General features: G+C 72.3%; 13 protein-coding genes. 5 read left to right on the top strand and 8 right to left on the bottom strand.

Annotation, left to right across the window (positions count from 1 at the left end; all coding sequences use genetic code 11):
• Window positions 1–16: 16 nt before the first annotated feature.
• The gene (locus tag OVA02_RS08055) at window positions 17–2,551 is read right to left on the bottom strand and encodes a carboxylate--amine ligase/circularly permuted type 2 ATP-grasp protein (protein ID WP_267659608.1); all 2,535 of its coding nucleotides are present in this window, start codon (window positions 2,549–2,551) and stop codon (window positions 17–19) included.
• Window positions 2,552–2,648: 97 nt separating this feature from the next.
• Window positions 2,649–3,305 carry a TetR/AcrR family transcriptional regulator gene (locus OVA02_RS08050; protein ID WP_056044801.1) on the bottom strand — a complete coding sequence of 219 codons (657 nt, stop codon included), beginning with the start codon at window positions 3,303–3,305 and terminating at the stop codon, window positions 2,649–2,651.
• A gap of 75 nt (window positions 3,306–3,380) precedes the next feature.
• Between OVA02_RS08050 and OVA02_RS08045 the strand changes: the two genes are divergently transcribed.
• The gene (locus OVA02_RS08045; RefSeq protein ID WP_056044896.1) at window positions 3,381–4,913 is read left to right on the top strand and encodes an MFS transporter; all 1,533 of its coding nucleotides are present in this window, start codon (window positions 3,381–3,383) and stop codon (window positions 4,911–4,913) included.
• Between the two features lie 88 nt (window positions 4,914–5,001).
• Here the strand turns inward: OVA02_RS08045 and OVA02_RS08040 are convergent, their stop codons facing one another.
• The gene (locus tag OVA02_RS08040; RefSeq protein ID WP_267659606.1) at window positions 5,002–7,509 is read right to left on the bottom strand and encodes a glycoside hydrolase family 65 protein; all 2,508 of its coding nucleotides are present in this window, start codon (window positions 7,507–7,509) and stop codon (window positions 5,002–5,004) included.
• Window positions 7,506–8,348 (bottom strand): HAD family hydrolase, encoded by an 843-nt coding sequence (locus OVA02_RS08035; RefSeq protein WP_233568305.1) that lies wholly within the window; start codon window positions 8,346–8,348, stop codon window positions 7,506–7,508. Before OVA02_RS08035 ends, OVA02_RS08040 begins: the two co-directional genes overlap by 4 nt.
• A 341-nt stretch (window positions 8,349–8,689) precedes the next feature.
• Between OVA02_RS08035 and OVA02_RS08030 the strand changes: the two genes are divergently transcribed.
• Window positions 8,690–12,166, top strand: a complete 3,477-nt coding sequence (locus OVA02_RS08030; RefSeq protein ID WP_267659605.1) for a DEAD/DEAH box helicase — start codon at window positions 8,690–8,692, stop codon at window positions 12,164–12,166.
• Window positions 12,167–12,194: 28 nt separating this feature from the next.
• Here the strand turns inward: OVA02_RS08030 and OVA02_RS08025 are convergent, their stop codons facing one another.
• Complete coding sequence (locus OVA02_RS08025) at window positions 12,195–12,494, bottom strand: putative quinol monooxygenase (RefSeq protein ID WP_056044807.1); 300 nt, start codon at window positions 12,492–12,494, stop codon at window positions 12,195–12,197.
• Between the two features lie 107 nt (window positions 12,495–12,601).
• Window positions 12,602–14,257 (bottom strand): molybdopterin-dependent oxidoreductase, encoded by a 1,656-nt coding sequence (locus OVA02_RS08020; RefSeq protein ID WP_324289777.1) that lies wholly within the window; start codon window positions 14,255–14,257, stop codon window positions 12,602–12,604.
• Between the two features lie 192 nt (window positions 14,258–14,449).
• Between OVA02_RS08020 and OVA02_RS08015 the strand changes: the two genes are divergently transcribed.
• On the top strand, window positions 14,450–15,922 hold the full coding sequence (locus tag OVA02_RS08015) for an APC family permease (RefSeq protein ID WP_267659603.1): 1,473 nt from the start codon (window positions 14,450–14,452) through the stop codon (window positions 15,920–15,922).
• A gap of 61 nt (window positions 15,923–15,983) precedes the next feature.
• Here OVA02_RS08015 and OVA02_RS08010 read toward each other — a convergent pair whose 3' ends face one another.
• Window positions 15,984–17,105 (bottom strand): SDR family oxidoreductase, encoded by a 1,122-nt coding sequence (locus OVA02_RS08010; protein WP_267659602.1) that lies wholly within the window; start codon window positions 17,103–17,105, stop codon window positions 15,984–15,986.
• A gap of 113 nt (window positions 17,106–17,218) precedes the next feature.
• Here OVA02_RS08010 and OVA02_RS08005 point away from each other — a divergent pair, with 113 nt between their 5' ends.
• Window positions 17,219–17,767 carry a hypothetical protein gene (locus OVA02_RS08005; protein WP_267659601.1) on the top strand — a complete coding sequence of 183 codons (549 nt, stop codon included), beginning with the start codon at window positions 17,219–17,221 and terminating at the stop codon, window positions 17,765–17,767.
• 130 nt (window positions 17,768–17,897) lie between these two features.
• Window positions 17,898–19,664 (top strand): threonine/serine ThrE exporter family protein, encoded by a 1,767-nt coding sequence (locus OVA02_RS08000; protein ID WP_267659599.1) that lies wholly within the window; start codon window positions 17,898–17,900, stop codon window positions 19,662–19,664.
• On the opposite strand, the gene OVA02_RS07995 is transcribed toward OVA02_RS08000, so the two are convergent.
• Window positions 19,661–20,515, bottom strand: a complete 855-nt coding sequence (locus OVA02_RS07995) for a DNA-methyltransferase (RefSeq protein WP_157485268.1) — start codon at window positions 20,513–20,515, stop codon at window positions 19,661–19,663. The two genes, OVA02_RS08000 and OVA02_RS07995, sit on opposite strands and share 4 nt — an antisense overlap.
• Window positions 20,516–20,583 lie beyond the last annotated feature (68 nt).

The following is a 20,583-nucleotide window of genomic DNA, read 5'->3' as shown; positions in this document are numbered from 1 at the left end:
CGGGGGCGCCGACGGGTCAGACGCCCACGATCCAGGTGTCCTTCGCGCCCCCGCCCTGCGACGAGTTGACGATCATGCTGCCCTCGGGCGCCACGCGGGTCAGAGCCAGGTCGGCGAGCACGCTCTCACCCGCCCCGGTGCCGGTGAGGTACACGAAGCAGCGGAGGTCGACGTGCCGGGGCTGCAGCCCGGTCGGGGTCAGGGTCGGGTGCGACGACAACGTCACCACCTCCTGCGCGACCCAGCCGGACGGGTCCCGGGCGATCTCGGCCCGACGCTCGGCCACGACCGCCGCGCTGGCCGAGGGGCCGATCAGGACGCCGCGACCCCCCTCGCCGTCGACCGGCTTCGTGACGAGCTCGCCCACCCGGTCGAGCACCGCGAGCCGCTCGGCCGGGTCGCCCGTCCGGTAGGTCGGCACCGACTCGAGCAGCGGACGCTCGCCCAGGTAGTACCAGATGAGGTCGGGTACCGCGCAGTACATCGCCTTGTCGTCGACCAGCCCGTTGCCGGGGGCGTTGGCGAGCACGACGCCGCCCGCCGCCGCCACGTCCATCAGGTGCTCGCCGAGCAACGGGTCGTGCGGCGCGTGCACGTCGACCAGCTCGCGGTCGAGCCGCAGGTAGAGCGCGTCGACGACGGCGCCGGTCCTGCGGTCGACGACCCGCGCCTCCCGGACCTCGACGTCGTCGGCCTGCAGCAGCAGCAGCCCCGCGCCCTCGGCGAGGGTACGGTGCTCGTACCAGGCCGGGCTCGCGGGGCCCTCGCTGAGGAGCGCGCCGACCGGCTCGCCCCCGCCCCGAGGAGGCGCGGTGTGCGCCAGCAGCCTCGCCCTCAGCACCGAGAACACGCTCGTCGGGTCGAGCAGCCCCGCCGGCCGCGGAGCGTCCGGCACCACCTCGTCGAGCAGCCGTCGCACCGCGATCGAGAACGCGGCCCCGCTCGGTGCCCGGACGTTGTCCTCGAGCACGCGCCAGTCACCGAGCTCGTCGCGCACGAGGTCGAAACCCTGCACCGCCGCGCGCACGGCATCCGCGGGCAGCCGGGTGGCCTCGGTCCGCCACCCCGCCGCGCCGACGACCTGCTCGTGGGTCAGCACGCCGTCCGCGACGACCCGGCGCTCACCGTAGGCGTCGCGGAGGAACGCCTCGATCGCCCGGGCGCGCTGGGTCAGGCCGGCCTCGAGGCGGCTCCACTCGTGCCGCGTGACGATGCGGGGCACGAGGTCGCAGTGGAACGCCCGGTGGTCGCCGCCGACGCCGAACCCGAGACCGGCCCGCTCGCACCAGGCGTCCCGCGCGACGGCGCGGGCGCGGGCCTCCGTCGCGCCGAGCTGCTGGAAGAAGCCGGCGACGTCCCGGTAGGCCGGGCGGGGGTGGAGTCCCGGGCCGATCGCCTCGTCGCCGGCACGGAACCGGTACCCCACGAGGGTCGGCGCCGGGTCGTCGAGCCCGGCGGCGGGGCCGTGCGTCTCGCGGACGACCAGGTCGACCACGTCGTCGAGCCGTCCCCTCTCGGCGAAGGCGGCGCGCTGCCGGTCGGCCGAGTTGCCCCGGGCGAGCGTGGCCTCGGCGAGGTCGGACACGGTCTGCCAGTCGCCGAACTCCTCGAGTTGTGGCCGCAGCCGGGTCACGAGCTGCCGGACGGCCTCGGCCGCGGGCAACCGCGAGGGGTGCTGCTCGAGGTCGAGCAGCTCGCCGGCGAGCCCGCTGCGCGCCGCCTGCCACATCGCGGCCCGGTGCAGCGGCGCCGCCCGGTGCCGGGCGGGGCGGCCGGCCTCGACGTCCGTCTCGGCCCGGCGCACCGCGGCGCGGTAGAGGCCGGCGATCAGCACCGCGTCGTCGACCAGCGGGCAGGCGTCGCAGGTGCGCAGCTCGAGGGTGGGCGCGTGGCTCGAGGGCCGGACGTCGAAGTAGGCCATGCCGCTGTCGGCGATCACGCCCGACCCGATGAGGTCGGCGAGCAGCTGGTCGTACTCGGCGGCGTCGGCCATCGGGCCGGTCGCCCCGGCGCTCGGCCACCGTTGCCAGATGAGCGAGCGGGTGCTCGCGTAACCGGTGTCCTGCCCGTTGAGGTAGGGCGAGCTGGCGCTCAGGGCGAGCAGGGCGGGCAGCACCGGGGCGATCCGCCCGGCGACGTCCACGGCGAGGTCGCGGTCGGCGACGCCCACGTGGATCTGCAGGCCGCAGATCAGCTGCTCGTCGACGAGCAGGCGGTACTGCTCGTGCATGCGCCCGTAGCGCCCGGTCGTGGTCAGTTCGAAGTCGGCGACCTCGCTGCGCGGGGCCGTGCCGACGGCGCCGATGGCGAGCCCCTCGGCGGTCGTCACCTCGACGAGGTCCCGACGGAGGGTCAGGATCTCACGCCGCAGGTCGTCGAGCGTGGTCACGACCGGGACGTTGGTCTCGATCGTGGTGCGCTGCAGTTCGGCCCCGTAGCGGTCGGCAGGCAGCCGGGCGAGGAGGTGCGGCGCCCTGGCCGACAGACGCCCCGTCTCGAGGTCGATCAGGTGCAGTTCTTCTTCCGCCCCCAGCGTCAGCTCTGCGCTCATGCCTGCACAGTACGGGCGTGGCCCGGTTCTGCCCGCCTCTTCATGAGGATTTCACATGAACGGGTCACGAGGAGGCGCGGCCCCGTCGGCCGCGGAGTCAGACCCGAGCGGTCTGGCGCACCCCCGCGGCGGGCAGCAGCACGCCGTCGATGAGCCCGACGAGGTAGTCGCGGTCGACGGGCTTCCGGAGGACGAGCACCCGGTACGACACCATCGACGGGGTGACGAGGGCGAGTGCCTCGATGTCGGTGTCGGCCGCGATCTCGCCTCGCTCGAGGGCGCGGCGCAGCAGCAGGCGGTTGGCCTCGGCACGGGGTTGGACGATCGCGGCGTCGACGGCCTCGGCCAGCTCGGGCGTGGTCGAGAGCATCGTCACGACGCCCGCCATGACCCGCATCTTCTTCTCGGCGTCGTCAATGCTGTGCGGCTTGATCATCGCCAGGAGGTCTCCGCGCAGCGTGCCGGTGTCGGGCAGGCCGTCGAGGTCGACGGCCCCCTGCTTGAGGCAGGCCACCGCGTCGACGACGAGCTCGCCCTTCGAGGCCCAGCGACGGTAGAGCGTGGCCTTGCCGGCCTTGGCGCGCGCGGCCACCATCTCGATGGTCATGCCCTCGAAACCGGTCTCGGCGAGCACGTCGATGGTGCACCGGAGGATCTCGGGGTCGCGGCTGTGGTCGCGCTTGCGACCCGGTCGCGAGGGGGTCGCGGGGTCGGTCTCGGCGGGCGTCGTCGCCACGCCTTCCCTGTCGGTCATGGGGGCGACTCTACCTCGGATGTTTACGAAACTGCCTGTATCCGAAACTCGCGAGACTCGTATATGCTCGCGCTCATGTCTCAGGCCTCCACCTCCCCTGACGGCGCGACCCGCGCCTCCTCGTCCTCTGCCACCCCGCCGCCGTCCCGGCGCTGGTGGACCCTCACCACCGTCGCCCTCGCCCAACTGATGGTCGTCCTCGACTCGACCGTCGTGAACATCGCGCTGCCCGCCGCCCAGACCGACCTCGGCTTCTCGGACGGTGACCGGCAGTGGATCATCACCGCCTACTCGCTCGCCTTCGGCAGCCTGCTGCTCGTCGGCGGTCGCGTCAGCGACCTGATCGGCCGCAAGCGCACGTTCATCATCGGCCTGATCGGCTTCGCCCTCGCCTCGGCCCTCGGCGGTGCGGCCGGCACCTTCGGGCTGCTCGTCTTCGCCCGCGCCCTGCAGGGCGCGTTCGGCGCCCTGCTCGCCCCCACCGCCCTCGCCGTCTTGACCACCACCTTCACGATCCCGAAGGAGCGCGCCCGCGCGTTCGGCGTGTTCGGGGCGATCGCCGGTGCCGGCGGGGCCATCGGCCTGCTCCTCGGCGGGTTCCTGACCCAGTACGCCTCGTGGCGCTGGAACCTCTACATCAACGTCGTCATCGCCGCCGTCGCGATCGTCGGGGCCGCGATCTTCGTGTCGCACGTCACCCGCACCGGACCGCGACCCAAGCTCGACGTGCCCGGCACGCTGCTCGTCTCCGGCGCGCTCTTCTCGCTCGTCTACGGCTTCTCGAACGCCGAGACACAGGGCTGGGACTCGCCGCTGACCTGGGGCTTCCTGGCGGCGGCCGTCGTGCTGCTCACCTCGTTCGTCGCGTGGCAGCGCCGGGCCGAGCACCCCCTGCTGCCCCTGTCGATCGTGCTCGACCGCAACCGGGGTGCCGCCTACGCGTCGGTGACCATCGCGGGTGCGGGCATGTTCGGCATCTTCCTGTTCGTGACGTACTACCTGCAGACCTCGCTCGGGTACACGCCGACCAAGACCGGCCTGGCCTTCCTGCCCATGATTGCGATGCTCGTCCTCGCGGCCCAGCTGTCGACGAACATCTTCGTGCCGCGCTTCGGGCCCAAGATCATGGTGCCGTTCGGCATGACCCTCGGCGTGGTCGGCATGCTGCTGCTCACCCGGCTCGACCTCGAGAGCATGTACGCCGCCAACGTCCTGCCGGCGTTGATGGTGTTGGGCTTCGGCATGGGCTCGATCATGCCCGCGTCGATCCAGACCGCCACGCTCGGCGTCGACCGCGGACACGCGGGCGTCGCCTCGGCCATGGTCAACACGAGCCAGCAGGTCGGCGGGTCGATCGGCACGGCACTGCTCAACACCCTGGCGGCGACCGCGGCCGCGAACTACGTGGCCGACCACCTGCCCGCGACCGGAGCCGTCGCGGCCGAGGCCGCCGTGACCGGCTACGCCACGGCGTATTGGTGGGGAGCAGGGTTCTTCGCGGTCGGCGCGGTCATCGCGGCCCTGCTGTTCCGTCGCCGCGTCCCGCAGTCGGACGACGTGGACGCGTCGGCCTCGCCCGCCGTGGACGCACCGGTCCCGGTGCACTGACGCGACCCCCTAGCCCGGACAACCCGCGCCTCCTCACCCCTAGGGGCCGGGGAGGCGCGGGTCGTCCGGGCGACGGACGTCGCGTCGGTCAGGACGCGGCTTCGTCCTCGTCGTAGCGGTCGACGCTGATCGTCGGGATCGACGCCGTGATGACGGAACCGTCGGCTCGCATCAGCCCTCGGAGGTCGCTCGTCGTGGGGACGCGCGTGGTGATGCGCGGCCCCTGACCCTCGAGGGCCACCCGCACCGGAGCCTCGGGGGTGACCCGGAACTCGTCGCCGCGGACGGACAACGTCACGGCGTCGCCCGTCTCGACGGTGAAGACGATCTCGTGCTGGGCGAGGTCGACGCGCACCCGGCTGCCCTTGATCGCGACGCGGAACGAGAGCTCGTCCCAGTCGGCCGGCAGGCGCGGGTCGAAGGTGATCGAGCCGAGCCAGTCGCGCATGCCGCCGTACCCGTTGACCAGCGCGCTCCAGATGCCGCCGGTCGACGCCACGTGGACGCCGTCGGACGTGTTCTTGTGCAGGTCGGCCAGGTCGACGTACAGGGACGACAGGAAGTACTGCTGCGACAACTGGTGGTGGCCCACCTCGGCCGCGATGATCGACTGCACGACGCCGGACAGGGTCGAGTCGCCCGTCGTCAGCGCGTCGTAGTACTCGAAGTTGCGCAGCTTCTGCTCGGGCGTGAACTCGTCGCCCTGCAGGTAGAGCGCGAGCACGACGTCCGCCTGCTTGAGCACCTGGAAGCGGTAGATCACCAGCGGGTGGTAGTGCAACAACAGCGGTCGCTTGTTCGCCGGGGTGGCCTCGAGGTCCCAGAGCTCTTTGTCGAGGAACTGGGCGTCCTGCGGGTGGATGCCCCGGTGGTCGTCGTACGGGATGTGCATCGCCTCGGCGGCGAGCTGCCACCCCGTGATCTCGTGCTCCTCGAGGCCGAGGCGGTCGACCATCCGGTCGAACGCGACGGGAGAGTCGTCCTTCAGGCGGGTGACCGCCCGGACGGCCGCCCGCAGGTTCGCGCGCGCCATGACGTTCGTGTAGAGGTTGTCGTCGACGACGGTCGTGTACTCGTCGGGCCCGGTGACGCCGTCGATGTGGAACCGCTGGTCGCCGTTCGAGCGCCAGAAGCCGAGGTCGGCCCACAGTCGCGCCGTCTCGACGAGGATGTCGACGGCACCTCTCTGCAGGAAGTCCTCGTCGCCGGTCGCCTGGACGTACTGGCTGAGGGCGTGGCTGATGTCGGCGTCGATGTGGTACTGGGCCGTGCCGGCGGCGTAGTACGCGCTCGACTCGAGCCCGTTGATGGTGCGCCACGGGAACAGCGCGCCGCGCTGGTTCAACTCGACGGCCCGGTCACGGGCGGCGTCGAGCATGCCGAGACGGAACCGCAGGGCGTTGCGGGCCACGTTGGGCGAGGTGTACGTCAGGAACGGCAGGACGTAGATCTCGGTGTCCCAGAAGTAGTGTCCGCCGTAGCCCGACCCCGTCACGCCCTTGGCCGCGATCCCCTGACCGTCGGTCCGGGCCGTCGCCTGCGCGAGCTGGAAGAGGTTCCAGCGGACGGCCTGCTGGATCTCGGGTTGGCCGGCGACCTGGACGTCGCTGCGCTGCCAGAAGTCGTCGAGCCAGGCGCGCTGGTGCTCGAAGATCTCGGCCGTGGGCGTCTCGGCGGCCCGGTCGAGGGTGCGGTCGCACCGGTCGGCCAGTTCGCGAGGCGGCACGCCGCGACTCGTGTGGTAGGTGATCGTCTTGGTCAGGCGGACCTTCTGGCCGGCCTGCGCCTTCACGCGGTAGACGTGCTTGGCGATGTCGTCGTCGATCTGCGAGGACTGGTCCCACTCGGCGTCGGTCTCGATGCGGTGCTCGGCTCCGACCGCGATCGTCATGCCCGAGTTCGTGGTGCGGTAGCCGAGCACGGCCCGCGTGCCGCCGTTGCGGTTGAGCACGGGCTGCAGCACCCGGTCGTCGAACGACTCGGCCTTGCGCGGGTCGAACGCCTCGGCCGCGGCCCGCATGCCGGCGTGGTACTGGTCGCCCATGTCCTGACGGTTGAGGATCTGGCTCGAGATCAGCAGCGACGCCGACGAGTCGAGCATCGTGACCTCGTACTCGATGACGACCAGGTGGCGGTCCTCGAAGCTCACCAGGCGGCGACTGGTCACCAGGACGCGCTTGCCCGAGGGCGTGCGCCAGTCGATCTCGCGGGTGAGGACGCCGTCGCGGAAGTCGAGGCGTCGCGTGTGGCGGAGGATGTCGGCCTCGAAGAGCACGAACGGTTCGTCGTCGACGTAGAGGCGGATGACCTTCGCGTCGGGCACGTTGACGATCGTCTGGCCGACCCGGGCGAACCCGAAGGCCTCTTCGGCGTGCCGGATGGGCCAGGTCTCGTGGAAGCCGTTGACGAAGGTGCCGAACGAGTGACCGCCGCGCCCCTCGTCGGGGTTGCCGCGAAGGCCGAGGTACCCGTTGCCGACCGCGAAGACGGTCTCGGTGAGGCCCTCGTCGCCCTGGATGTACTCGTCCTCGACGAATGCCCACTCGTCGACGGGGAACCGCGAGCGGTCGAGCGGGTCGGACGTGATGTGGTTCACGACTGTGCCTCCGTGGTGCCGGTGGTGCTGCTGCTGGTCGAGGGGGTGCCCGGTGTCGCCTGGTCGGGATTCGGAGCCGAGGAGGCGCGGGTTCGGTCGAGCGCCTCGACCAACTCGCCGAGGTCGTCGACCACCAGGTCGGCCCCGAAGTCGAGCAGGGTCTGCGCGCCCGTGCCGCGGTCGACCCCGAGCACGAGGCCGAAGGAACCGCGGCGACCGGCCTCGACGCCGGACTGCGCGTCCTCGACGACGACGCAGTCGTCGGCGGTGAGGCCGAGGCGGCGGGCGCCCTCGAGGTACGTGTCGGGGGCGGGCTTGCCGGCGATGCCCTCGGCCGCGGCCACGACGCCGTCGACGATCACGTCGAAGCGGTCGCGGAGGCCCGCGGCCTCGAGCACCGGCACGGCGTTGCGCGAGCTGGAGACCACGGCGACCCGGACGCCCTCGGCGAGGGCCCGGTCGAGGAAGGCCACCGACCCCGGGTACGGCGTGACGCCGTTCTCGGCGAGCTCGGCGGCGAAGGCCGCGTTCTTGCGGTTGCCGAGACCGCACACCGTCTCGGCCTCGGGGTCGTCGTCGGGTGACCCCTCGGGCAGGACGACGTCGCGGGCCGCGAGCATCGCCCGGACGCCGTCGTAACGGGGCCGACCGTCGACGTGCTCGAAGTAGTCGGCCTCGGTGTAGGGCGCGAGGTCGTGCGCGGCGAAGTAGTCGCCGAAGAGGCGGGCCCACGCGCGCATGTGGACCTCGGCGGTCGGCGTCAGGACGCCGTCCAGGTCGAAGAGCAGGGCGCGGAGGTGCGAGAGGCGCGAGGCGTCGCGGGGCGTGGCGATGGACACGGGGTGCCGATCCCTTCGAGCGTGCGGGCAGGGTGAGAGGCACCGGGGCGACGACGGCTCGGTGCCGGTGAGGCGGGAACGTTTCGGGCAGGACGATGACGCGGGGCGACGGGACGAGCGGGTGGTGCGGGCCAGCTGCTGTGCCGACGGGGTGGTGCGGGGTGGGCCCCACGGGTCAAGTGTGGCACCGCTGCGCCCCGACACCTAGCCACACGTCCGGGGGTGTGGACGACGCACGCCCTGTGGGCGGGACGACGGGGGCCGGCGGACGATCCCGGGGAGGACCACGACACCTGGGGAGCGAGCCGGAGGTGTCGGCGGCGGCTGACATCATGGGCGGCATGGACCTGGGCGACGAGTTCGACGTGCACGACGGCTTCCCGGCCGGTGACGGCGACGCCGACGGCCCCGTCCACTCGACGGCCGTGCCGATGGTCGACGCCGTCGACGTCATCCGGCTCGTCGGGCCGCGCGCCTTCAACCGGGCGAAAGAATACGTCCGCGACGGAGCCGTGCTCGACACCGCCTGGCACCCGGCGGACGAGCGCCTCGAGGGCACCGTCCGAGGGGCCGAGTCGACGCCCTACCAGGTCGTCGTCGACCTGCGGGCGACTCGCGGCGAGTACAGCCGCCCGGTCCGCAGCCGCTGCACCTGCCCGATCGGCAGCGACTGCAAGCACGTCGCGGCGACGCTGTTGCAGAGCAACTCCCGGGCCGTGGCCGATCGCAGCGCCCCGGCCCCCACCGTCGACGAACTGACGACCGGGGGCGTGACCGCGCTCGGGGCGGCCCGGTCCGGCACGGGAGCGAGCGACTGGCGGTCGACGGTGGGGGCGATCGGGCAGCCGACCCGCGCCTCCTCGGTCCGGACGACGCGCATGGGTCTGCTCTTCGAACTGCGCGACCGGGCGCACTCGACCCGGGGGCGCGCGGTCGCGCCCTCGGCCCGGCGGCAGGGCGGACCGACGGTGCAGCGACTCGGCGTGCGGCCGGTCACCCTGAGCGGCACGGGCAACTGGGTGCGCGGCAACCTGACCTGGACGTCGCTGCCGTACCAGCTCAACCGGCTGGCCATCGAGCCCGATCAGCACGCCTGGTTCGGCCAGTTCGCGGCGCTCCACCGGTCGGCGGTCTCGACCTACACGCCGGGCGACGCCGACTGGTTGTTCGTCGACGACTTCGCCAGCCCGTTGCTGTGGCCGCTGCTGGCCGAGGCCGGTCGCCTGGGCATCTCGCTCGTGACGGGCAAGCGCGCGACCGACGTCGTCGTCGGCGACGAGGCCCGCGTCACGGTCGACGCGGTGCGGGGCGACGACGGCTCGATGCTGCTGACCGCCGGGGTCACCGTCGACGGCGTGGCCCGTCGCGCGGAGTCGACCGGCGTCATCGCCGACCACGGGGTGTGGTGCGTCGCCCACGAACCCGCACCGACCTTCACGCTCGCGCCGACCGCGGGGCCGCTCGACGACGAGCAACGGCGGTTGCTGACCATCACGCCCGAGGTCGTGGTCCCGGCCGCCGACTCCGACGAGTTCCTCCGCGACTACTACCCCACCCTGCGCCGGCGCGTCGACGTCGTCAGCTCGGACGCGTCGATCGAGTTCCCGACGATCGTGCCGCCCGTGCTGACGCTCACCGTCGGGTTCGAGAAGGGGCAGACGATCCGCCTGACCTGGCGGTGGACGATCGACGGGGCACCCCGACCTTTGACGGCCCACTCCCCCGTCCCCGACCTGGTCGAGCTCGACGCCGTCCCCCGCGACCAGGTGCTGAAGGGGGTGACGGCAGCCGAGTTCGCGACCGGCACGCTGCCGGCACTCGAGGCGCGACCCGACGTACAGGTCGACCTCGTCGGCACGCGGCCCGACTACCACGAGCTGACCGACGAGCCCCGACTGACCATCACCACGATGCCGACCGACAAGCGCGACTGGTTCGACCTCGGCGTGCTGGTCACCGTCGAGGGACGGACCGTGCCCTTCACGCCGCTCATCACCGCCCTCGCGAAGGGGCGCAAGAAGCTGCTGCTGGTCGACCACTCGTACCTGTCCCTCGACCACCCGGCCTTCGACGAGCTCAAGAGGCTCATCGACGAGGCGTCGGCACTCGACGAATGGGAGGTCGCGCCGCGCATCAACCGCTACCAGGCCAGCCTCTGGTCCGAGCTCGACGAACTCGCCGACGAGACGGTGCCCGCCGCCGAGTGGCAGCGGTCGGTCGGCGGACTGCTCGCCCTGGCCGACGCCGGCGGCCTCGCAGCCGCCACGGCGACCCCCGTGCCGGCCACGGTCGACGCGACCCTGCGCCCGTACCAGCACGAGGGGTTCGCCTGGCTCGCCTTCCTCCACGAGCAGGGGCTCGGCGGGGTGCTGGCCGACGACATGGGCCTCGGCAAGACCCTGCAGACGCTCGCCCTCGTCGCGCACGTGCGCGAGACCGAACGGATGCGGGTGGGCGGCCCGGCAGCCGCCGCGGACCCGGCAGCGGCCCCGGACCCGCTAGCGGCCACGGCCGAGGCGGCCCCGGCCGAGGCGGCCCCGGCCCCGGCCGCGGCCGACGGTCCCGGCGCTCCTCCCGCGCCCTTCCTCGTCGTGGCCCCGACGTCGGTCGTGTCGAACTGGGTGGCCGAGGCCGCCCGCTTCACACCAGGGCTGACCGTCCGCGCCGTGACCGCCACGCAGGCCAAGGGCGGACGCGGTTCGGTGCACGACCTCGCCCGGGGTGCCGACGTCGTCGTCACCTCGTACGCCCTGTTCCGCCTCGACTTCGCCGCCTACCAGGCCGAAGGGTGGGCGGGGCTGATCCTCGACGAGGCACAGTTCGTCAAGAACCGTGCCTCGCAGGCCCACCGGTGCGCGGTCGACCTCGACGTGCCGTTCAAGCTCGCCATCACCGGCACGCCGCTCGAGAACAGCCTGACCGACCTGTGGTCCTTGCTGCACGTGGTGGCGCCCGGACTGCTCGGCAGCAGCGTCCGCTTCGCCGACGACTACGTCAAGCCCATCGCCACGGGCGAGGCACCCGACCTGCTCCAGAAGCTCCGCCGGCGCATCCGACCCCTGATGATGCGCCGGACGAAAGAACAGGTCGCGTCCGACCTGCCCGCCAAGCAGGAGCAGGTCCTCCGCGTCGACCTCGACCCCGCGCACCGCGACCTCTACGACGCCTTCCTGCAGCGTGAACGACAGAAGCTGCTCGGCCTGATGGACGACCTCGACCGCAACCGGTTCATCGTCTTCCGGTCGCTCACCCTGCTGCGCCTGCTCTCGCTCGACGCCTCACTCGTCGACGAGGCCTACGTCGACATCCCCTCGGCGAAGCTCGACCAGTTGCTCGACGAACTCGAGGACGTGGTCGCCGAGGGGCACCGCGCCTTGATCTTCAGCCAGTTCACGACGTTCTTGCACAAGGTCGCCGCCCGGCTCGAACAGCGTGGCGTCGCGTTCGAGTACCTCGACGGGTCGACCCGACGTCGGGCCGAGGTGATCGACCGGTTCAAGACCGGCGACGCACCCGCGTTCCTCATCAGCCTGAAGGCGGGCGGGTTCGGGCTCAACCTGACCGAGGCGGACTACGTGTTCATCCTCGACCCGTGGTGGAACCCGGCCACCGAGGCCCAGGCGGTCGACCGCACGCACCGCATCGGGCAGACCGACAACGTGATGGTCTACCGGATGATCGCGAACGACACCATCGAGGAGAAGGTCCTGGCCCTCCAGGCCCAGAAGTCCCAGCTGTTCGACGCCGTGATGGACGACGACGCCGTGTTCAGCGCGGCGCTCACCGCCGACGACATCCGCGGCCTGCTCGACGCCTGACCCGAGCCGGGCCGGGCCGAGGCGGGCGTCAGGCCAGCGACACCGTCTCGGCGAAGGTCCGCGTGGTCGGCGGCGCGAGCAAGACCTCGGGCAGGCGGTTGGCCCCCTCGGGCGTGGCGCGCCAGGCGACGTAGGCGTCGTGGTCGGCCGACGAGGCCCACGTCTCGACGACGATCATGACCGACGGGTCGGCGTCGTCGATCAGCACCTCGAGCCCCTGGCAGCCGGGCCAGGCGCGCGTGGCGACGAGGGTCTCGCGGGCGATCTCGTGGGCGAGGTCGAGCCGGGCGGGGTCGACGTGCAGTTCGAGGTGGACGGTGGTGGACATGGTGGACATGGTGGTCCCTTCGATCGGGCGGCGGCCCCGGGAGCGGGCCGCGCGGCGGACGGGCCGCGACCTCCCACCCTGGCACCCGCGCCTCCTCGTCCGCCGGGTCAGGCGACCTCGACGGTCACGCGGTGCCAGCCCTCGGCCCCGTTCGGAGCCGGCTGGACGTACTGCTCGCGCTGCCAGGTGCCGTCCGCGCCCTGCGCCCGCACGTCGATCGTGTGCGACCCCGAGCCCGCGGCCCCGGCGTCCCAGCGATGGACCCACTGGCGCCACGTGTCGGCCGAGACCGAGTCGGCCAGGGTCGCGTCGAGCCACGAGCCGCCGTCGATCCGCACCTGGACCGCCTCGACGCCCGTGTGCGGCTGCCAGGCGACCCCCGCGATCGAGACCGTCCCGGCGTCGACGGATGCCCCGTCGCGGGGCACGTCGATGCGCGACTCGAGCTTGACCGGCCCCAGGGCGTCCCAGCCGCGAGGCGTCCAGTAGCCCTGGGCGTCGGAGAACCGCGTGACCTCCATCTCGACGACCCACTTGGTCGCCGACACGTAGCCGAACAGGCCGGGCACGACCATCCGCACCGGGAAGCCGTGCTCGATCGGCAGCGGCTGGCCGTTCATGCCGACCGCGAGCAGGGCGTCCGTGCCGTCGTCCTGCAGCACGTCGAGCGGCGTACCGGCCGAGAAGCCGTCGATGCTGCGCGACAGCACCATGTCGGCGCCGCCGTTCGGCCCCGCGCGCTCGAGCAGCGAGCGGATCGGGTAGCCGAGCCAGAGCGCGTTGCCGATCAGGTCGCCGCCGACGTCGTTCGAGACGCAGCTGAGGGTCGCCATGTGCTCCTCGAGCGGCAGGGCGAGCAGCTCGTCGAACGAGATCGTCACCTCGCGATCGACCAGGCCGTGGATGCGCAGACTCCAGTCGGCCGGGTCGATCGACGGCACCTGCAGGGCCGTGTCGATGCGGTAGAAGTCGGCGGCGGGCGTGACGTAGGGCGTGATGCCCTCGACGTCCAAGGAGGCGCCGGCCGGGACCGCGGCCTCGGTCACGCTCGCGCGGGGCAGCGTCAGGGCGCGCCGCAGGGCCGCGGCGTTCGCCCGGCCGGCGTTCACGACGCGGGCCCCCGTGCCGACGACGACGGCGGCCACGCCGGTCACGACCGTGTACGTGAGGAACGACCGGCGTTCGAGACCGGGCCCGCGCAACGGCGGGACGGGCTGGGTCTGCTCCGCCCACCCGGCCGACGTCGAACGGACCCACCGACGGAGGCGCGAGGCGAGCTTGTCGACCAGCAGCACGGCGGCGAAGGTGCCGACGAGGCTCGGGATGGCGTCGACCTGGCCGGCGTCCGCGCGGGTCAGGACCGCGATCACGGCGAGCGCCCCGCCCGCCACGAAGGCGATCTTGCCGATCGGCTGGCGGCGGTACTCGCCGTAGCCGGCCGCGCCGGTGATGACGACGAGCAGCACGCCCATCAGCACGAAGAGGGCGACCTTGTCGCCGGTGCCGAACAGGGAAACCATGACGTCCTTCACGCCGGCGGGGGCGAGGTCGACGACGGCCGAGCCGACGGCGAAGAGCGGGCTGCCGGTGGGCCCGGTGACGAGGGCGACGACCTCGGCGGCGGCGAGGAACGCGGCCATCGACACGATGCCGGCGAGGGTGGCCCACAGCCCGGCGGCGCGGGGGGTCATCGGGTCGGTGGGGCCGGGCGTCGGTGCGGGGCCGGACGTCGACGACTCGGGTGGGGACAGGCGGACCGACATGGGCTCAGGGTACGACGCGTGGCTCGGGAACCGCCTGCGTCCCGGCAACCGGGGACGCGCCTCCTGGTGTCGGGCGGACGCCGCCTCTGTGTCGGGGGTGTGACGATGTCCGGCCGCCTCTTCCGCTGCCGCTCCGGCGGGAGCAGGATGACCGGAACGCCCGAGACACACCGATGCGCCCCGGAGGTCAGCATGTCGACGACGAACCAGCAGCCCCCGAACCCCCGGTCCGCGAACCAGGCGCAGCCGCCCACGACCGACACGGGCGAGAGCCCCACCGAGCTGAAGCGGGCGATCGGCCCGAAGCTGCTGTTGTTGTTCATCGTCGGCGACATCCTCGGCACGGGCGTCTACGCCCTGACCGGGCAGGTCGCGGCCGAGGTCGGCGGTGCGGCGTGGTTGCCGTTCCTGATCGCGTTCGCCGTGGCCCTCGTGACGGCGTTCTCGTACCTCGAGCTCGTGACGAAGTACCCGCAGACCGCCGGCGCGGCCCTCTACGTGCACAAGGCGTTCGGCATCCACTTCGTGACGTTCATCGTGTGCTTCGTGGTGATGTGTTCGGGCATCACGAGCGCGTCGACGGCGTCACGGGCGTTCGCGGCCAACCTGGCGGCGGGCATCGGCGTCGACCTGTCGAACTCGGCGGTGATGCTGATCGCGATGGCGTTCATGCTGCTCGTGATGGCCGTGAACTTCCGCGGGGTCAGCGAGAGCGTCAAGGCGAACGTCGTCCTCACCCTGATCGAGCTGTCGGGCCTCGTCATGGTGATCCTGATCGGGTTCTGGTTCATCGCCGGCGGCAACGCGGACTGGGGCCAGGTGGTGCTCTTCGAGACGCCGGGCGACAAGTCGCTGCTGCTGAGCGTCAGCACCGCGACGTCGCTCGCCTTCTTCGCCATGGTCGGCTTCGAGGACTCGGTCAACATGGCGGAGGAGACCAAGGACCCGAGCCGCGTCTTCCCCAGGGTCATGCTGACCGGCCTCGGCATCACCGCCGTGATCTACGTGCTCGTCTCGATCTGCGCCGTGGCGATCGTGCCGATCGGCGACCTGGCCGACAACGAGACCCCCCTGGTCACCGTGGTGAACACCGCCGCCCCGGACTTCCCGATCGGCGGGCTGCTGCCGTTCATCTCGATGTTCGCCGTCGCCAACAGCGCCCTGATCAACATGATGATGGCGAGCCGGTTGCTCTACGGCATGAGCAAGCAGGGCGTGCTGCCGGGCTTCCTCGGCAGGGTGCACCGGAAGCGGCAGACCCCGTGGGCGTCGATCGTCTTCACGACGGCGCTCAGCCTGGTGCTGATCGGCTACGTTTCGCTCTCGCCCGAGTCCCCGATCGTGGCCGTGCTCGGAGGCACGACGTCCCTGCTGCTGCTGACGGTGTTCGCCCTGGTCAACGTCGTCGTCCTCGTGTTGCGTCGCGACACGGTGTCGCACGGACACTTCCGGGCGGGCACGGTCCTGCCGATCGTCGGCGTCGTGGCCTGCCTCTGGCTGGTGCTGCCGGTGTCTTCCGGTCGCGGCGCCGAGCAGTACACGATCGCCGGCGGCCTGCTCGCGATCGGCGTCGTCCTCTGGCTCGTGACCTTCGTGTCGCGGCGGGGGAAGCCGGTGCCGAGCGACGCGATCGCCGACGCCGAGCGCGCCGACCCCCGGGCGTAGACGGCAGGAGGCGCGGCGCCGGTCTCGCCACCGGCACCGCGCCTCCTCGGCGGATCGAGGCCTACGGGATCAGGCGGGCGGCGCGGTAGCGCTCGAACAGGTCGACGAACGCCTGCTCGGTGCGGCGGTACCGGGTGAACCCGGCGTCGCGGGCCTTGCCCATGTCGGTGACGACCTCGATGTCGCGACCGAGGTCGCCGTCGGTGTGCCACCACGAGGCGACGCGCGACAGGTCGGGCTCGGCGAGGTCGTGCTCGGCGACGAGGTCGCGCCACTCCTGCTCGAGGCCGGCCATCTGCTGCTCGAGCGGACGCGGCTCGCCCTCGAAGCCCTCGACGAGGGCCGGGTCGATGCCGAGGTGGCCGGCCAGGCGGGGCCACAGCCAGCGCCAGCGGAACACGTCGCCGTTGACGATGTTGAACGGCTCGTCGGCACCGGCGGGGTCGGTCGCGGCCCAGATCATCTGCTCGGCGAGGACGCCCGCGTCGGTGACGTCGACGAGCGAGTTCCACTGCGTCTCGCTGCCCGGGAACGTGAACGGGCGGCCGAGGCGCTTGCTCAGCGCGGCCTGCACGGCGATGGTCAGCCCCATGTTCATGGCGTTGCCGACGGCGAACCCGATGACGGTGTGCGAGCGGTGCACCGACCAGGTGAACCCCTGGCGCTCGGCGGCGGCGAAGAGTTCGTCCTCCTGCGCGTAGTAGAAGTTCGGGTAGGGCAGGCGCTCCTCGTCCTCGTGGAAGGGCGTGTCGGGCATGTCGCCCGTGCCGTAGGCCTCGAACGGGCCGAGGTAGTGCTTCAGCCCGGTGACGAGCGACACGTGTCGCACGGGGGCGTGGTCGAGGGCGGCCAGCAGGTCGCGGACCATGGCGCCGTTCACCGCGATGTTCTCCGCCTCGGTGTCGCGCTTCTGCCAGGCGGCGAAGAACACGTGGGTCGGCTTCGCGTCCGCCAGCGCCGTGCGCAGGCTCTCGGCACTCGTCAGGTCGGCGGCGATGCCCGTCACCCCGTCGGACGAGGAGGCGCGGCGCGAGAGGGCCAGGACGTCCCACCCCTCGCGCGTCAACTGCTCGACGAGGGCGGTGCCGGTGATGCCGCTGGCGCCCACCACGAGGGCGGTGCCCGGAACCGTCGGGGCGGCGGGCCGGGTGCTGTCGGTCTGGGGGGTCTCGGTGGTGCTCATCCGTGGTCCAAGCCGATCGCGCCTCCCGGCATTCCCGGCCGGCGCGTCCACACCGACGTACCCCGCCCCTCCCGCCTGACAGGCCGCACGAGGCCCGGGCGTACGGTCGGCCCATGGATCAGGACACGAACGAGCCCGCCGGTCGCACGCCCGAAGACGAGGCGGCGGCCCTCGCGCTCGCCATCGTGTCCCAGGCCGCGGCCATCACGCAGGGCGACCCCGAGGCCGTCGAGGCCAGCGACGAGAACCTCCGCGGGGTCGTCGCCGAGCTGACCGACGAACCGCTGACGCCTCGACAGGAGGACGTCATGGCGACCCTCGGCACCGCCGGCGGCAGCCTTGCGGCCGGCCTCACCGCCGCCCTCGCCCACGAGAAGGGAGTCGACCCGGGAGTGATCCTCGGCTCGACCTCGCAGGCCATCGTGGCCCAGACGCAGTCGCCGTTCGCCGGCGGGCAGGACGACATGGACGACGACCCCGAGCTCGTCGCGCAGGCCGAACGCGACGCCCGGGCGCACGCCGCCGAGCGGGACGGCGACGACGCCCCCACGCGTGCGGACCACGGTCGCCGCGACATGGCCGACGCCGGACGCGAGCGGGGCGAGGCGGGCGAGGCGCGGGCCGAGCGCGGCGACGACGACGACGCCGACCACGCGTCCTAGGGGCGACGACCTGCTCGACGCGACGGGATCGGACGTCCGGCACCGCGCCTCCTAGACTCGACGGACGGGTCCGCGGGGACCGCCTCGGCGGTGCCCCGGCCCGACGGTCGTGAGCGAGGAAGAGGTCAGCGTGTCGGACACCAGGCGCCCTGAGCGGCCCACCCCGGTCAAGCCCCGACCGCCGCGGGTGCCCAAGGCCCCGAAGGGCAGGCCGAAGGGGCCCGCCCAGTCACGACTGGTCAACCAGCACGAACTGCGCGACGTCCGGGCGCGACTGCGCGGCACCATCTACGAGGGCACGACGCCCGAGCACGGCATCGGCGGCGACCTCTACTCGCCCCGTCAGATCGTCGACTTCTGCCTCGACCTGGGCGACGTCATGCTGTCGTCGGGTGCCGACGTCCGCAGCACCGAGGTCGCGATCGTGGCCGTGAGCACCAAGTGGAACCTGGCCCCGCTCGAGCTCGACATCACGGGCACGGCGATCACCATCCAGTACGCCCCGGCCGGCGTCAACCCGTTGGTCAAGACCCGGGTCATCTACGCCGAGGGCTCGAACCTGCACCGGCTGTCGAGGGTCTACCAGATCGTCGACGACCTGCTGCACGACGACCGCGACATGACCGAGGCGGTGGCCGGCCTCGTCGAGGTCTTGAAGTCCCCGCCCAGGTGGCCCTCATGGATGACCGACCTGGCGATGGGCCTGCTGGGCGTCTCCGTGACGCTGCAGGCCGGCGGCACGTGGCAGGCCGCCGTCGGCGCCTTCGTGGTGATGATCGGCATCATGACGTCCGGCCGGGGGCTGACCGCCCGCGGCATCCCCCAGTTCTTCGTCATCGGCCTGCAGGCCGCATCCACCGCCGCACTCGGCACGCTCGGCATCTGGGCGGGGCTGCTGACCCCGGGAGGCGCGGCGGCGTTGGTCGCGGCCGTGGTCGTCCTCGTCCTGCCGCACCCCACGATCGTCACCTGGGCCCAGGACGCGATCTCGGGCTTCCGGTCGATGGCGGTCGGGCGCGCCCTGGTGATCGGGCTGATCGTCGCCGGGGTCGTGTGCGGCATCCCGGCCGGACTCGCCGTGACCGCACGGTTCGCGGACATCGAGGTCGACCCGACGAACATCACCCTGCAGGCTCTGCCGCTCTGGCTCTCGCTCATCTCGAGCTTCGCCGCCGCGTCGGCCAACTCGATCGCGCAGGGGTCGACCGCACGCATGATCCCGATCACGATCGGCGTCGCCCTGGTCGGCAACCTCTCGCTCTTCACCCTGCGCCAGCTCGGCCTGCCGCTCATGGGGGCCACGTTCGTCGCGGCGACCCTGCTCGGAGCGCTCTCGACCGTGGCCGCGGCTCGTCTGCGGACGGCGGCGACGGTCATCGCCGTGCCGGCGTTCTGCGGGTCGCTGCTGCCGTCGCTCGCCGTCGCGTCGTCGCTGCTCAACTTCATGGCCGGCAACGACGGCGCCGAGGTCGACTTCGTGTTCTCGATGCTGACGACCCTCGCGATCGGCGCGGGACTCGTGCTCGGCAGCCTGCTCGCGACCCCGGGCGCGCGCCGGTGGTTGCGCCGGGCCAAGCGCGTGCGGGTGCAGTCGCTCCACACGGACACGACGCCGATCAGCATCATCGTCCCGACGGTCGCCGCGGAGGCACCCGTCGCGGAGCCGTCGGTCGCGTCGCCCCGCGTCGCGGAGCCGTCGGTCGCGTCGCCCGCGCCCACGCCCACCGCACCGATCCCCGTGGTGCCGTCGGCCACCGAGACGGTCTCGAAGCCGAGCCCCACCCCTGAACGCCCGCGCCTCGCGGACCCCACGGCCCCCCGCCTGCCCGGGGTCGCTCTCTCGACTCCGGTCCGATCCGCAGAGCCCCCGGCAGACGCGGCGACCTCGAACGGCTAGCGCTCGGCCCCGGCGGTCACCCCGCGCCCGGCGTCCCCGCGGCCCGTGTCGCCGCGCCCCGTGTCGCCGCGCCCCGGCAGCTCGACCTGGGCGTCCTCGCCCTCGAGGCGGCGGATGATCGGCTGGACGTCGCCGATCTCGGCGCCGACCCAGTGTCGGTGCATCTTCTCGGCCACGGCGTAGGTGGTGCCCGACCCGCCGAAGGGGTCGAGGACGAGGTCGCCGGGCTCGGAACTGATGGTCAACACGCGCTCGAGCAGCTTCTCGCTGAGCTCGTTCGCCCCGCGGGTCTTCGTCGCCCGGTGTCGCACGGGCGGGATGTCGAGCCAGACGTCGGTCAGGTTGATGCCGTCCGGGTGCAGCTTGCTGCGGTGACCGCCGTAGTCCTTGATGTCCCGGCCGCAGTGCCGGCAGACCTGGATCGGCAGGCGGGGACGGACGAAGCGCGACGGCTTGCCCTTGCTGTAGTAGAGCAGCGAGTAGTGCGACGGGTAGAGCTTGTTGGGGATCGGCAGACCGTACTTGATGTCGACCGCGACCCAGTGACGGAAGGTCATGCCCTCGCCGTTCAGCACGTGGCCCAGTTCGATGTTCCAGCGAGGGAGGTTGAACAGGTAGAAGGAACCGCCCGGCCGGAGCACGCGGACGCATTCGGCGATCCACCGACCGCACCAGGCCAGGTAGGCGTCTTCGTCGAGCGAGTCGTCGATGCCCGCGCCGTAGACCTTGCCCAGGTTGAACGGCGGATCGGCGAACACGAGGTCGACGGACTCGTCGTCGAGCTCGGCGAGGACCTCGAGGCAGTCGGCCTGGAAGAGTCGACCGCTGGCGGTGCGGTACGTCGGTTGCACATCGTCCTTCGGGGTGTCGCGGGGCGGGATCGGTCGTCGAGAAGACTACTTCGGGCCGCCGACACGGA

The organism is Frigoribacterium sp. SL97, assembly GCF_026625765.1.
GTDB lineage: Bacteria > Actinomycetota > Actinomycetes > Actinomycetales > Microbacteriaceae > Frigoribacterium.
The sequence above is the reverse complement of the archived record's forward strand: the minus strand, read 5'-3'. Positions and strand labels throughout refer to the sequence as shown.

Bases quoted from the DNA above. Each gene is read 5' to 3' on its own strand.
- OVA02_RS08025 (WP_056044807.1), bottom strand. From the start codon at position 12,494: ATGTCCACCACCGTCCACCTCGAACTGCACGTCGACCCCGCCCGGCTC.
- OVA02_RS08005 (WP_267659601.1), top strand. From the start codon at position 17,219: ATGGATCAGGACACGAACGAGCCCGCCGGTCGCACGCCCGAAGACGAG.
- OVA02_RS08020 (WP_324289777.1), bottom strand. From the start codon at position 14,257: ATGTCGGTCCGCCTGTCCCCACCCGAGTCGTCGACGTCCGGCCCCGCA.
- OVA02_RS08045 (WP_056044896.1), top strand. From the start codon at position 3,381: ATGTCTCAGGCCTCCACCTCCCCTGACGGCGCGACCCGCGCCTCCTCG.
- OVA02_RS08015 (WP_267659603.1), top strand. From the start codon at position 14,450: ATGTCGACGACGAACCAGCAGCCCCCGAACCCCCGGTCCGCGAACCAG.
- OVA02_RS08010 (WP_267659602.1), bottom strand. From the start codon at position 17,105: ATGAGCACCACCGAGACCCCCCAGACCGACAGCACCCGGCCCGCCGCC.
- OVA02_RS08055 (WP_267659608.1), bottom strand. From the start codon at position 2,551: ATGAGCGCAGAGCTGACGCTGGGGGCGGAAGAAGAACTGCACCTGATC.
- OVA02_RS08050 (WP_056044801.1), bottom strand. From the start codon at position 3,305: ATGACCGACAGGGAAGGCGTGGCGACGACGCCCGCCGAGACCGACCCC.
- OVA02_RS08030 (WP_267659605.1), top strand. From the start codon at position 8,690: ATGGACCTGGGCGACGAGTTCGACGTGCACGACGGCTTCCCGGCCGGT.